This is a genomic window from Escherichia sp. KS167_9B (assembly GCF_030295215.1).
Lineage (GTDB): Bacteria > Pseudomonadota > Gammaproteobacteria > Enterobacterales > Enterobacteriaceae > Escherichia > Escherichia coli_F.
In genome coordinates this window covers 63686-77508 of record NZ_AP025754.1, presented here as the reverse complement: position 1 = coordinate 77508, position 13823 = coordinate 63686, and the positions used below count along the sequence as shown (strand labels likewise).

General features: G+C 54.2%; 8 protein-coding genes. 7 read left to right on the top strand and 1 reads right to left on the bottom strand.

Features of this window, described 5'->3' with window-relative positions:
* Window positions 1-72 precede the first annotated feature (72 nt).
* The 6 genes from araB to rluA all read left to right on the top strand — a co-directional run bounded on the left by araB (window position 73) and on the right by rluA (window position 10263).
* Window positions 73-1773, top strand: coding sequence for a ribulokinase (gene araB / locus QUE34_RS00335; RefSeq protein ID WP_032302372.1), 1701 nt, complete (start codon window positions 73-75; stop codon window positions 1771-1773).
* A gap of 10 nt (window positions 1774-1783) precedes the next feature.
* Complete coding sequence (gene araA, locus QUE34_RS00330) at window positions 1784-3286, top strand: L-arabinose isomerase (protein ID WP_000151734.1); 1503 nt, start codon at window positions 1784-1786, stop codon at window positions 3284-3286.
* Between the two features lie 114 nt (window positions 3287-3400).
* The gene (gene araD / locus QUE34_RS00325) at window positions 3401-4096 is read left to right on the top strand and encodes an L-ribulose-5-phosphate 4-epimerase (protein WP_032302369.1); all 696 of its coding nucleotides are present in this window, start codon (window positions 3401-3403) and stop codon (window positions 4094-4096) included.
* A gap of 74 nt (window positions 4097-4170) precedes the next feature.
* Entirely contained in the window at window positions 4171-6522 is a 2352-nt protein-coding gene (polB, locus tag QUE34_RS00320; protein WP_103253549.1) for a DNA polymerase II, read from the top strand.
* A gap of 163 nt (window positions 6523-6685) precedes the next feature.
* On the top strand, window positions 6686-9592 hold the full coding sequence (gene rapA / locus QUE34_RS00315; RefSeq protein ID WP_001117011.1) for an RNA polymerase-associated protein RapA: 2907 nt from the start codon (window positions 6686-6688) through the stop codon (window positions 9590-9592).
* A gap of 11 nt (window positions 9593-9603) precedes the next feature.
* A complete protein-coding gene (gene rluA / locus QUE34_RS00310; protein WP_000525176.1) occupies window positions 9604-10263 on the top strand; it encodes a bifunctional tRNA pseudouridine(32) synthase/23S rRNA pseudouridine(746) synthase RluA in 660 nt (219 codons plus the stop codon).
* Window positions 10264-10372: 109 nt separating this feature from the next.
* Here rluA and djlA read toward each other — a convergent pair whose 3' ends face one another.
* Complete coding sequence (gene djlA, locus QUE34_RS00305; protein ID WP_001200573.1) at window positions 10373-11188, bottom strand: co-chaperone DjlA; 816 nt, start codon at window positions 11186-11188, stop codon at window positions 10373-10375.
* Between the two features lie 254 nt (window positions 11189-11442).
* Between djlA and lptD the strand changes: the two genes are divergently transcribed.
* A complete protein-coding gene (gene lptD, locus QUE34_RS00300) occupies window positions 11443-13797 on the top strand; it encodes an LPS assembly protein LptD (RefSeq protein ID WP_000746156.1) in 2355 nt (784 codons plus the stop codon).
* The last annotated feature ends 26 nt before the right edge of the window (window positions 13798-13823 follow it).

Sequence of the window (13823 nt, the reverse complement as noted above, 5' to 3'; positions counted from 1 at the left end):
ATCCTACCTGACGCTTTTTTTCGCAACTCTCTACTGTTTCTCCATACCCGTTTTTTTGGATGGAGTGAAACGATGGCGATTGCAATTGGCCTCGATTTTGGCAGTGATTCTGTGCGAGCTTTGGCGGTGGACTGCGCCACCGGTAAAGAGATCGCCACCAGCGTAGAGTGGTATCCCCGTTGGCAGAAAGGGCAATTTTGTGATGCCCCAAATAACCAGTTCCGTCATCATCCGCGTGACTACATTGAGTCAATGGAAGCGGCGCTGAAAACCGTGCTGGCAGCGCTTAGTGCCGAACAGCGCGCAACCGTGGTCGGGATTGGCGTAGACACAACCGGCTCAACGCCCGCACCGATTGATGCCGACGGTAATGTACTGGCGCTGCGCCCGGAGTTTGCCGAAAACCCGAACGCGATGTTCGTATTGTGGAAAGACCACACCGCGGTTGAAGAAGCGGAAGAGATCACCCGTTTGTGTCACGCGCCGGGCAAAGTTGACTACTCCCGCTATATTGGCGGTATTTATTCCAGCGAATGGTTCTGGGCAAAAATACTGCATGTGACTCGCCAGGACAGCGCCGTGGCGCAATCTGCCGCATCGTGGATTGAGCTGTGCGACTGGGTGCCAGCTCTGCTTTCCGGTACCACGCGCCCGCAGGATATTCGTCGCGGACGTTGCAGCGCCGGGCATAAGTCGCTATGGCACGAAAGCTGGGGCGGCCTGCCGCCAGCCAGTTTCTTTGACGAACTGGACCCAATCCTCAATCGCCATTTGCCTTCCCCGCTGTTCACTGACACCTGGACTGCCGATATTCCGGTGGGCACGTTATGCCCGGAATGGGCACAGCGTCTCGGCCTGCCTGAAAGCGTGGTGATTTCCGGCGGCGCGTTTGACTGCCATATGGGCGCAGTCGGCGCGGGCGCACAGCCTAACGCTCTGGTAAAAGTTATCGGTACTTCCACCTGCGACATTCTGATTGCCGACAAACAGAGCGTTGGCGAGCGGGCAGTTAAAGGCATTTGCGGTCAGGTTGATGGCAGCGTGGTGCCTGGATTTATCGGTCTGGAAGCAGGCCAATCGGCGTTTGGTGATATCTACGCCTGGTTCGGTCGCGTACTCGGCTGGCCGCTGGAACAGCTTGCCGCCCAACATCCGGAACTGAAAGAGCAAATCAAAGCCAGCCAGAAACAACTGCTCCCGGCGCTGACCGAAGCATGGGCCAAAAATCCGTCTCTGGATCACCTGCCGGTAGTACTCGACTGGTTTAACGGCCGCCGCACGCCAAACGCGAACCAACGCCTGAAAGGCGTGATTACCGATCTGAACCTCGCCACCGATGCTCCGCTGCTGTTCGGCGGTTTAATTGCTGCCACCGCCTTTGGTGCACGCGCAATTATGGAGTGCTTCACCGATCAGGGGATCGCCGTCAATAACGTGATGGCACTGGGCGGCATCGCGCGTAAAAACCAGGTCATTATGCAGGCCTGCTGCGACGTGCTGAATCGCCCGCTGCAAATTGTTGCCTCTGACCAGTGCTGTGCGCTCGGTGCGGCGATTTTTGCTGCCGTCGCCGCGAAAGTGCACGCAGACATCCCATCAGCACAGCAAAAAATGGCCAGTGCGGTAGAGAAAACCCTGCAACCTCGCAGCGAACAGGCACAACGCTTTGAACAGCTTTATCGCCGCTATCAGCAATGGGCGATGAGCGCCGAACAACACTATCTTCCAACTTCCGCCCCGGCACAGGCTGCCCAGGCCGTTCCGACTCTATAAGGACACGACAATGACGATTTTTGATAATTATGAAGTGTGGTTTGTAATTGGCAGCCAGCACCTGTATGGCCCCGAAACCCTACGTCAGGTCACCCAACATGCCGAACACGTCGTTAATGCGCTGAATACGGAAGCGAAACTGCCCTGCAAACTGGTGCTGAAACCGCTGGGCACCACGCCGGATGAAATCACCGCTATTTGCCGTGACGCGAATTACGACGATCGTTGCGCTGGTCTGGTGGTATGGCTGCACACCTTTTCCCCGGCCAAAATGTGGATCAACGGCCTGACCATGCTCAACAAACCGTTGCTGCAATTCCACACCCAGTTCAACGCGGCGCTGCCGTGGGACAGTATCGACATGGACTTTATGAACCTGAACCAGACTGCACATGGCGGTCGCGAGTTCGGCTTCATTGGCGCGCGTATGCGTCAGCAACATGCTGTCGTTACCGGTCACTGGCAGGATAAACAAGCACATGAGCGTATCGGCTCCTGGATGCGTCAGGCGGTATCTAAACAGGATACCCGTCATCTGAAAGTCTGCCGTTTTGGCGATAACATGCGTGAAGTGGCGGTCACCGATGGCGATAAAGTTGCCGCACAGATCAAGTTCGGTTTCTCCGTCAATACCTGGGCGGTTGGCGATCTGGTGCAGGTAGTGAACTCCATCAGCGATGGCGATGTTAACGCGCTGGTCGATGAGTACGAAAGCTGCTACACCATGACGCCTGCGACACAAATCCACGGCGAAAAACGACAGAACGTGCTGGAAGCGGCGCGTATTGAGCTGGGGATGAAGCGTTTCCTGGAACAAGGTGGCTTCCACGCGTTCACCACCACCTTTGAAGATTTGCACGGTCTGAAGCAGCTTCCTGGTCTGGCCGTACAGCGTCTGATGCAGCAGGGCTACGGCTTTGCGGGCGAAGGCGACTGGAAAACTGCCGCCCTGCTTCGCATCATGAAGGTGATGTCAACCGGTCTGCAGGGCGGCACCTCCTTTATGGAGGACTACACTTACCACTTCGAAAAAGGTAATGACCTGGTGCTCGGCTCCCATATGCTGGAAGTCTGTCCGTCGATCGCTGTAGAAGAGAAACCGATCCTCGACGTTCAACACCTCGGTATTGGCGGTAAAGACGATCCTGCCCGCCTGATCTTCAATACCCAAACTGGTCCGGCGATTGTCGCCAGCTTGATTGATCTCGGCGATCGTTACCGTCTGCTGGTTAACTGCATCGACACGGTGAAAACTCCGCACTCCTTGCCGAAACTGCCAGTGGCGAATGCGCTGTGGAAAGCGCAACCGGATCTGCCAACAGCTTCCGAAGCGTGGATACTTGCTGGTGGCGCGCACCATACCGTCTTCAGCCATGCGCTGAATCTCAACGATATGCGCCAGTTTGCCGAGATGCACGACATTGAAATCACGGTGATTGATAACGACACCCGCCTGCCAGCGTTTAAAGACGCGCTGCGCTGGAACGAAGTGTATTACGGATTTCGTCGCTAAGTAGCCGCATCAGGTATGTAACGCCTGATGCGACGCTGACGCGTCTTATCTGGCCTACACGTTCCGATTTTGTAGGCCGGATAAGCAAAGCGCATCCGGCACGAAGGAGTCAACATGTTAGAAGATCTCAAACGTCAGGTTTTAGAAGCCAACCTGGCGCTGCCAAAACACAACCTGGTCACGCTGACCTGGGGCAATGTCAGCGCCGTTGATCGCGAGCGCGGCGTCTTTGTAATCAAACCTTCCGGCGTCGATTACAGCATCATGACCGCTGACGATATGGTCGTGGTCAGCATCGAAACCGGTGAAGTGGTAGAAGGTACGAAAAAGCCCTCCTCCGACACGCCAACTCACCGACTGCTCTATCAGGCATTCCCGTCCATTGGCGGCATTGTGCATACACACTCGCGCCACGCCACCATCTGGGCGCAGGCGGGTCAGTCAATCCCGGCAACCGGCACCACCCACGCCGACTATTTCTACGGCTCCATTCCCTGTACCCGTAAAATGACCGACGCAGAAATCAACGGCGAATATGAGTGGGAAACCGGTAACGTCATCGTTGAAACTTTCGAAAAACAGGGTATCGACGCAGCGCAAATGCCTGGCGTGCTGGTCCATTCTCACGGCCCGTTTGCATGGGGTAAAAACGCCGAAGACGCAGTGCATAACGCCATCGTGCTGGAAGAAGTCGCTTATATGGGGATTTTCTGCCGCCAGTTAGCCCCGCAATTGCCAGATATGCAGCAAACATTGCTGGATAAACACTATCTGCGTAAGCATGGTGCGAAGGCATATTACGGGCAGTAATGACTGTATAAAACCACAGCCAATCAAACGAAACCAGGCTATAATCAAGCCTGGTTTTTTGATGGAATTTCAGCGTGGCGCAGGCAGGTTTTATCTTAACCCGACACTGGCGGGACACCCCGCAAGGGACAGAGGTCTCCTTCTGGCTGGCGACGGACAACGGGCCGTTGCAGGTTACGCTTGCACCGCAAGAGTCCGTGGCGTTTATTCCCGCCAATCAGGTTCCCCGCGCCCAGCATATTTTGCAGGGTGAACAAGGCTTTCGCCTGACGCCGCTGGCGTTAAAGGATTTTCACCGCCAGCCGGTGTATGGCCTTTACTGTCGCGCCCATCGCCAGTTGATGAATTACGAAAAGCGCCTGCGTGAAGGTGGCGTTACCGTCTACGAGGCCGATGTGCGCCCGCCAGAACGCTATCTGATGGAGCGGTTTATCACCTCTCCGGTGTGGGTCGAGGGTGATATGCGCAATGGCGCTATCGTTAATGCCCGTCTGAAACCGCATCCCGACTACCGCCCGCCGCTCAAGTGGGTTTCTATTGATATTGAAACCACCCGCCACGGTGAACTGTACTGCATCGGTCTGGAAGGCTGCGGGCAGCGCATCGTTTATATGCTGGGGCCGGAGAATGGCGATGCCTCCGCGCTTGATTTCGAACTGGAGTACGTCGCCAGTCGTCCGCAGCTGCTGGAAAAACTCAACGCCTGGTTTGCAACTCATGATCCCGATGTGATCATCGGCTGGAACGTGGTGCAGTTCGATCTGCGAATGCTGCAAAAACATGCCGAGCGCTACCGTATTCCACTGCGTCTGGGGCGCGATAACAGTGAGCTGGAGTGGCGCGAGCACGGCTTTAAAAACGGCGTCTTTTTTGCCCAGGCCAAAGGTCGGCTAATTATCGACGGTATTGAGGCGCTGAAATCTGCATTCTGGAATTTCTCTTCATTCTCGCTGGAAACCGTCGCTCAGGAGTTATTAGGCGAAGGAAAATCTATCGATAACCCGTGGGATCGGATGGACGAAATTGACCGCCGTTTCGCCGAAGATAAACCTGCGCTGGCAACTTATAACCTGAAAGATTGCGAACTGGTGACGCAGATCTTCCACAAAACTGAAATCATGCCGTTTTTACTCGAACGAGCGACGGTTAACGGCCTGCCGGTAGATCGGCACGGGGGGTCGGTGGCAGCGTTTGGTCATCTCTATTTTCCGCGAATGCATCGCGCTGGTTATGTCGCGCCTAATCTCGGCGAAGTGCCGCCGCACGCCAGCCCTGGCGGCTATGTGATGGATTCGCGGCCTGGGCTTTATGATTCGGTACTGGTGCTGGACTACAAAAGCCTGTACCCCTCGATCATCCGCACCTATCTGATTGATCCCGTCGGGCTGGTGGAAGGCATGGCGCAGCCTGATCCAGAGCACAGCACCGAAGGCTTTCTCGATGCCTGGTTCTCGCGGGAGAAACATTGCCTGCCGGAGATTGTGACTAACATCTGGCACGGGCGCGATGAAGCCAAACGCCAGGGCAATAAACCGCTGTCGCAGGCGCTGAAGATCATTATGAATGCCTTTTATGGCGTGCTTGGCACCACCGCCTGCCGCTTCTTCGATCCGCGCCTGGCGTCGTCGATCACCATGCGTGGTCATCAGATCATGCGGCAAACCAAAGCGTTGATTGAAGCGCAGGGCTACGACGTGATCTACGGCGATACCGACTCAACGTTTGTCTGGCTGAAAGGCGCACATTCGGAAGAAGAAGCGGCGAAAATCGGTCGTGCACTGGTGCAGCACGTTAACGCCTGGTGGGCAGAAACATTGCAACAGCAACGGCTGACTAGCGCATTAGAACTGGAGTATGAAACCCATTTCTGCCGTTTTCTGATGCCAACCATTCGCGGAGCCGATACCGGCAGTAAAAAACGGTATGCCGGGCTGATTCAGGAGGGCGATAAGCAGCGGATGGTGTTTAAAGGGCTGGAAACCGTGCGCACCGACTGGACACCGCTGGCCCAGCAGTTTCAGCAGGAGCTATACCTACGTATCTTCCGCAACGAGCCATATCAGGAATACGTTCGCGAAACCATCGACAAACTGATGGCTGGCGAACTGGATGCACGGCTGGTTTACCGTAAACGCCTTCGCCGTCCACTGAGCGAATACCAGCGTAATGTGCCGCCTCATGTACGCGCCGCTCGCCTTGCCGATGAAGAAAACCAAAAGCGCGGTCGCCCCTTGCAATATCAGAACCGCGGCACCATTAAGTACGTCTGGACCACCAACGGCCCGGAGCCGCTGGACTACCAACGTTCACCACTGGATTACGAACACTATCTGACCCGCCAGTTGCAACCGGTGGCGGAGGGAATACTCCCTTTTATTGAGGATAATTTTGCTACACTTATGACCGGGCAACTTGGGCTATTTTGAGCAAAAAAAGAGTTCGTCAGATACCATTTTGATGCGTGACGAATGCTTTGCCATCCAGTACCATAGCGCCCTTTCCATTCCTGGACCTGAATAACGCCACTACCTCATAAGCAAGGTAGCGGGTGGTTATTGCCTGCAATTAAAGATATAGAGCCGAACACATATGCCTTTTACACTTGGTCAACGCTGGATCAGCGATACAGAAAGCGAATTGGGACTTGGAACCGTTGTCGCGGTGGATGCGCGAACTGTCACTTTACTTTTCCCATCTACTGGTGAAAACCGTCTGTACGCACGCAGTGATTCCCCCGTGACCCGCGTGATGTTCAACCCTGGTGATACTATTACCAGCCACGACGGCTGGCAGATGCAAGTCGAAGAAGTAAAAGAAGAAAATGGCTTGCTGACCTATATCGGTACTCGCCTGGATACTGAAGAGTCCGGCGTAGCCCTGCGTGAAGTTTTCCTTGATAGCAAACTGGTGTTCAGCAAACCGCAGGACCGTCTGTTTGCCGGGCAGATTGACCGTATGGACCGCTTTGCGCTGCGTTATCGCGCACGTAAATATTCCAGCGAACAGTTCCGTATGCCGTACAGCGGCCTGCGCGGTCAGCGTACCAGTCTGATCCCGCATCAGCTCAACATCGCTCATGATGTTGGTCGCCGCCATGCGCCGCGCGTCCTGCTGGCTGACGAAGTGGGTTTAGGGAAAACCATTGAAGCCGGGATGATCCTGCATCAGCAACTACTCTCTGGCGCTGCTGAACGTGTACTGATTATCGTCCCGGAAACCTTACAGCATCAGTGGCTGGTAGAAATGCTGCGCCGCTTCAATCTGCGTTTTGCCCTGTTTGATGACGAGCGTTACGCCGAAGCTCAGCACGATGCTTACAACCCGTTCGACACCGAACAGCTGGTCATTTGCTCGCTGGATTTTGCCCGTCGTAGCAAACAGCGTCTGGAACATCTCTGTGAAGCCGAATGGGACCTGCTGGTGGTCGATGAAGCGCATCACCTGGTGTGGAGCGAAGATGCGCCGAGCCGTGAATATCAGGCCATTGAACAACTGGCAGAGCATGTGCCCGGCGTTCTGCTGCTGACTGCGACCCCGGAACAACTGGGGATGGAAAGCCACTTCGCCCGTCTGCGTCTGCTGGACCCGAACCGTTTCCACGATTTCGCGCAGTTCGTTGAAGAGCAGAAAAATTATCGTCCGGTAGCAGATGCCGTTGCCATGCTGCTGGCAGGTAACAAACTCAGCAATGACGAACTGAACATGCTCGGTGAGATGATCGGCGAGCAGGATATTGAGCCGTTACTGCAGGCGGCAAACAGCGACAGCGAAGATGCCCAGAGCGCCCGTCAGGAACTGGTTTCGATGCTGATGGATCGCCACGGCACTAGCCGCGTGCTGTTCCGTAACACGCGTAACGGTGTGAAAGGCTTCCCGAAACGCGAGCTGCACACTATTAAGCTGCCGCTGCCGACGCAGTATCAGACGGCGATTAAAGTGTCCGGCATTATGGGCGCACGTAAAAGTGCGGAAGATCGCGCTCGCGATATGCTCTACCCGGAGCGTATTTATCAGGAATTTGAAGGCGATAACGCCACCTGGTGGAACTTCGACCCGCGCGTTGAGTGGCTGATGGGTTACCTGACCAGCCATCGCTCTCAGAAAGTGCTGGTGATCTGCGCTAAAGCCGCTACCGCGCTGCAACTGGAGCAGGTACTGCGTGAGCGTGAAGGTATCCGCGCCGCGGTGTTCCACGAAGGCATGTCGATTATTGAGCGTGACCGCGCTGCGGCATGGTTTGCCGAAGAAGACACCGGCGCGCAGGTGCTGCTGTGTTCGGAAATTGGTTCTGAAGGGCGTAACTTCCAGTTCGCCAGCCACATGGTAATGTTCGATCTGCCGTTCAACCCGGATCTGCTGGAGCAGCGTATTGGTCGTCTGGATCGTATCGGTCAGGCGCACGATATTCAGATCCATGTGCCTTATCTGGAAAAAACCGCTCAGTCGGTACTGGTACGCTGGTATCACGAAGGTCTGGATGCATTCGAGCACACCTGCCCGACCGGACGCACTATCTACGATAGCGTGTATAACGATCTGATTAACTACCTGGCCTCACCGGATCAAACCGAAGGCTTTGACGATCTGATCAAAAACTGCCGCGAGCAGCACGAGGCGTTGAAGGCACAGCTGGAACAGGGTCGTGACCGCCTGCTGGAGATCCATTCCAACGGTGGCGAAAAAGCGCAGGCATTAGCTGAAAGCATTGAAGAGCAGGATGACGATACCAACCTGATCGCCTTCGCCATGAACCTGTTCGATATTATCGGTATCAATCAGGACGATCGCGGCGACAACATGATCGTACTGACGCCGTCCGATCATATGCTGGTGCCGGACTTCCCGGGCCTGTCGGAAGATGGCATCACCATCACCTTCGACCGTGAGGTAGCGCTGGCGCGTGAAGATGCGCAGTTTATTACCTGGGAGCACCCACTGATCCGCAACGGTCTGGATCTGATCCTCTCTGGCGATACCGGTAGCAGCACGATTTCACTGTTGAAAAACAAAGCGTTGCCGGTAGGTACGCTGTTGGTGGAACTGATTTATGTCGTTGAAGCCCAGGCTCCGAAGCAGTTGCAGCTCAACCGCTTCCTGCCGCCGACGCCGGTACGTATGCTGCTGGATAAAAATGGCAACAACCTGGCGGCGCAGGTGGAGTTTGAAACCTTTAACCGTCAGCTTAACGCGGTTAACCGCCACACTGGCAGCAAGCTGGTTAATGCCGTGCAGCAGGATGTTCACGCTATCCTTCAGCTGGGTGAAGCGCAGATCGAGAAATCTGCCCGTGCATTGATTGATGCAGCACGTAACGAAGCCGACGAAAAACTGTCTGCCGAGCTGTCTCGTCTGGAAGCGCTGCGCGCAGTGAACCCGAACATTCGTGACGACGAACTGACCGCCATTGAGAGCAACCGTCAGCAGGTAATGGAAAGCCTGGATCAGGCAGGCTGGCGTCTGGATGCCCTGCGTTTGATCGTTGTGACGCATCAGTAACGGAGCCAAAAATGGGGATGGAAAACTACAATCCACCGCAGGAACCCTGGCTGGTTATCCTGTATCAGGATGACCACATTATGGTGGTCAACAAGCCGAGCGGTTTGTTGTCTGTGCCGGGGCGTCTGGAGGAGCACAAAGACAGCGTGATGACACGCATTCAGCGTGATTATCCTCAGGCGGAATCGGTGCATCGTCTGGATATGGCTACCAGCGGCGTGATTGTAGTGGCGCTGACCAAAGCCGCGGAGCGGGAATTAAAACGCCAGTTCCGCGAGCGCGAGCCGAAAAAGCAATATGTGGCCCGCGTCTGGGGGCATCCATCCCCTGCGGAAGGTCTGGTAGATCTGCCGCTGATTTGCGACTGGCCAAACCGCCCGAAACAGAAAGTCTGTTACGAAACGGGTAAACCTGCGCAGACGGAATATGAAGTGGTGGAATATGCGGCAGATAATACGGCAAGAGTGGTGTTAAAACCGATTACCGGGCGTTCGCATCAATTGCGTGTGCATATGCTGGCGCTGGGTCATCCGATTCTCGGCGATCGTTTTTATGCATCACCAGAAGCCAGGGCAATGGCACCACGTTTACTGCTACATGCAGAGATGTTGACGATTACCCATCCGGCATATGGCAATAGTATGACGTTTAAGGCACCCGCGGATTTTTAATAGTCTCGCTAGCGCGATTAGGTAGGCCGGATAAGGCGTTCACGCCGCATCCGGCAATTTGTGCCGCCGGATGCGGCGTGAACGCCTTATCCGGCCTACAATTTGAAACTTATTTAAACCCTTTCTGCTGCTTTATCAGCTCATAGGCTTGCTGAATTTCCTGCGCTTTCTGCTTCGCCATCTCCATCATCTCAGGCGGCAAACCTTTTGCTACCAGCTTATCCGGATGGTGTTCACTCATCAGCTTACGGTAGGCACGTTTGATGGTGGTCGCATCATCCGTCGGCTTCACGCCCAGCACATTACAGGCATCTTCCAGCGTCGGGCCACGCTGCGCTTGCTGCCAGTTACCACCGCCAGATTGCTGCTGATAACCGCCGCCAAACTGTGCACCGCCCTGCATCATGCGCAAAAACTGGTCAAACTGGGCGCGGGAGATGCCTAACTCTTCGGCAATGACATACAGCACCGCCCGTTCATTCGGATGCAGCGAACCATCAGCAAACGCCGCCTGAATCTGGATCTCCAGAAACATACGAATTAAGTCAAAACGACCAAAGCAGACACTGCGAAACTGGCGCATCTTTTCGCGCAGCGGGTAATTGTCTGATTTTCCAACCCGGAACGCATTTTGCGCCGCAGTACGGGAAGCACCATGAAGGTTCATTCGGTCCATCAACTGGCTGGCGATATGAATATCAGCCTCCGTGACGCGACCTTTGGATTTGGTTAAATGCCCCATCACTTCAAAAGTGGTGGCAAAAAACAGCGCCTGACGCTCACGCTGGTTGGCGAACCACGCCATTTTACGGCTACGGGCTTTATCAAACATATGGCCAATTAACAGGCCTAACACTACGCCCCAAAAGCCGCCGCCCATCAGTAAGGCCACGGCCACGCCAATGATTTTTCCCCAATACTGCATATATTCCCCAAATCGACACACGGATATCAGGGCTATCTCCCACAATATAAAGGTGCTTTTACCGTTTTCCGGCTGCGGTCAATTGTGGGACATCGCCTATAATTTGCATTATCATACCTGTCATTCAATGCCGTGCCTAACACCACTGACGCTATTCGGACAGGATTAACACTAGCGTAGAGATGACGAGTACGTTAGTCTCTGACCGTTTGTCACGCGCAACGTTACCGATGATGGAACAATAAAATCAACGTATGAAAAAACGTATCCCCACTCTCCTGGCCACCATGATTGCCACCGCCCTTTATAGTCAACAGGGACTGGCAGCCGACCTCGCCTCACAGTGCATGTTGGGCGTGCCAAGCTATGATCGTCCTCTGGTACAGGGCGATACCAATGACTTACCCGTGACTATCAATGCTGACCACGCGAAAGGGGACTACCCGGATGACGCCGTGTTTACTGGCAGCGTGGATATCATGCAGGGTAACAGCCGTCTGCAGGCCGACGAAGTGCAGCTCCATCAAAAAGAGGCACCAGGACAACCGGAGCCAGTACGTACCGTTGATGCGCTCGGTAATGTCCATTACGACGATAACCAGGTGATCCTCAAAGGGCCGAAAGGCTGGGCGAACCTGAACACCAAAGATACCAACGTCTGGGAAGGTGATTACCAGATGGTGGGTCGCCAGGGTCGCGGTAAAGCGGACCTGATGAAACAACGTGGCGAAAACCGCTATACCATTCTGGATAACGGTAGCTTTACCTCCTGTCTGCCGGGTTCCGACACCTGGAGCGTAGTAGGTAGCGAAATTATTCATGACCGCGAAGAACAAGTTGCGGAAATCTGGAACGCCCGCTTTAAAGTGGGTCCGGTACCGATCTTTTATAGCCCGTATTTGCAGTTGCCGGTGGGTGACAAACGTCGTTCTGGTTTCTTGATCCCGAACGCCAAGTACACCACCACCAACTACTTTGAGTTCTACCTGCCATATTACTGGAACATTGCGCCAAATATGGATGCCACCATCACGCCGCATTATATGCATCGTCGTGGCAACATCATGTGGGAGAACGAATTCCGCTACCTCTCCCAGGCGGGCGCAGGTTTGATGGAACTGGACTATCTGCCTTCCGATAAAGTCTATGAAGATGAACACCCGAACGATGACAGTTCACGTCGTTGGTTGTTCTACTGGCAACACTCCGGGGTCATGGATCAGGTGTGGCGTTTCAACGTCGACTACACCAAGGTGAGCGATCCTAGCTACTTCAATGATTTTGATAACAAGTACGGTTCCAGTACTGACGGCTACGCAACGCAAAAATTCAGCGTTGGCTATGCGGTGCAAAACTTCAATGCCACCGTTTCAACCAAGCAGTTCCAGGTCTTCAGCGAGCAGAACACCAGTAGCTACTCGGCAGAGCCGCAGTTAGACGTTAACTACTACCAGAATGATGTTGGTCCGTTTGATACACGCATTTACGGCCAGGCAGTACACTTTGTTAACACCAGAGACGACATGCCTGAAGCAACCCGTGTTCACCTGGAACCGACCATCAATTTGCCGCTCTCTAATAACTGGGGCAGCATCAATACCGAAGCGAAGTTGCTGGCAACCCATTATCAGCAAACTAATCTTGACTGGTATAACTCCAGAAACACAACCAAGCTGGACGAATCCGTTAACCGTGTGATGCCGCAATTCAAAGTTGACGGCAAAATGGTCTTTGAACGCGATATGGAAATGCTGGCTCCGGGTTATACCCAAACGCTGGAACCGCGCGCGCAGTATTTATACGTGCCGTATCGCGATCAGAGCGACATCTATAACTACGACTCGTCTCTGCTGCAATCTGACTACTCTGGCCTGTTCCGGGACCGGACTTACGGCGGTCTTGACCGTATTGCCTCCGCTAACCAGGTGACGACCGGTGTCACATCTCGCATATATGATGATGCTGCCGTTGAACGTTTTAATATTTCCGTTGGTCAAATCTACTATTTCACGGAGTCTCGCACTGGCGATGACAACATAACATGGGAGAATGACGACAAAACGGGCTCACTGGTATGGGCAGGCGATACCTACTGGCGTATCTCCGAGCGCTGGGGGTTGCGTGGCGGGATTCAGTACGACACGCGTCTGGATAACGTAGCCACCAGTAACTCCAGCATTGAATACCGTCGGGATGAAGACCGTCTGGTGCAGTTGAACTACCGTTACGCCAGCCCGGAATATATTCAGGCTACGCTGCCTAAGTACTATTCCACGGCAGAGCAGTATAAGAATGGTATTTCGCAGGTAGGTGCCGTCGCCAGCTGGCCAATTGCCGATCGTTGGTCAATTGTCGGGGCCTACTACTACGACACCAATGCGAACAAGCAAGCCGACTCTATGTTAGGTGTGCAATATAGCTCCTGCTGCTATGCGATTCGCGTCGGTTACGAGCGGAAGCTGAACGGTTGGGATAACGATAAACAACATGCGGTATATGACAACGCAATCGGCTTTAACATCGAACTTCGCGGCCTGAGCTCCAACTACGGTCTGGGTACGCAAGAGATGCTGCGTTCGAACATTCTGCCGTATCAAAACACTTTGTGATTTGTTGATTTACCACGTAATCCGCA

What these genes read in the sequence shown, in the direction of transcription:
- araB (WP_032302372.1), top strand. Translation starts at nt 73, where the DNA reads ATGGCGATTGCAATTGGCCTCGATTTTGGCAGTGATTCTGTGCGAGCT.
- rapA (WP_001117011.1), top strand. Translation starts at nt 6,686, where the DNA reads ATGCCTTTTACACTTGGTCAACGCTGGATCAGCGATACAGAAAGCGAA.
- djlA (WP_001200573.1), bottom strand. Translation starts at nt 11,188, where the DNA reads ATGCAGTATTGGGGAAAAATCATTGGCGTGGCCGTGGCCTTACTGATG.
- rluA (WP_000525176.1), top strand. Translation starts at nt 9,604, where the DNA reads ATGGGGATGGAAAACTACAATCCACCGCAGGAACCCTGGCTGGTTATC.
- araA (WP_000151734.1), top strand. Translation starts at nt 1,784, where the DNA reads ATGACGATTTTTGATAATTATGAAGTGTGGTTTGTAATTGGCAGCCAG.
- lptD (WP_000746156.1), top strand. Translation starts at nt 11,443, where the DNA reads ATGAAAAAACGTATCCCCACTCTCCTGGCCACCATGATTGCCACCGCC.
- araD (WP_032302369.1), top strand. Translation starts at nt 3,401, where the DNA reads ATGTTAGAAGATCTCAAACGTCAGGTTTTAGAAGCCAACCTGGCGCTG.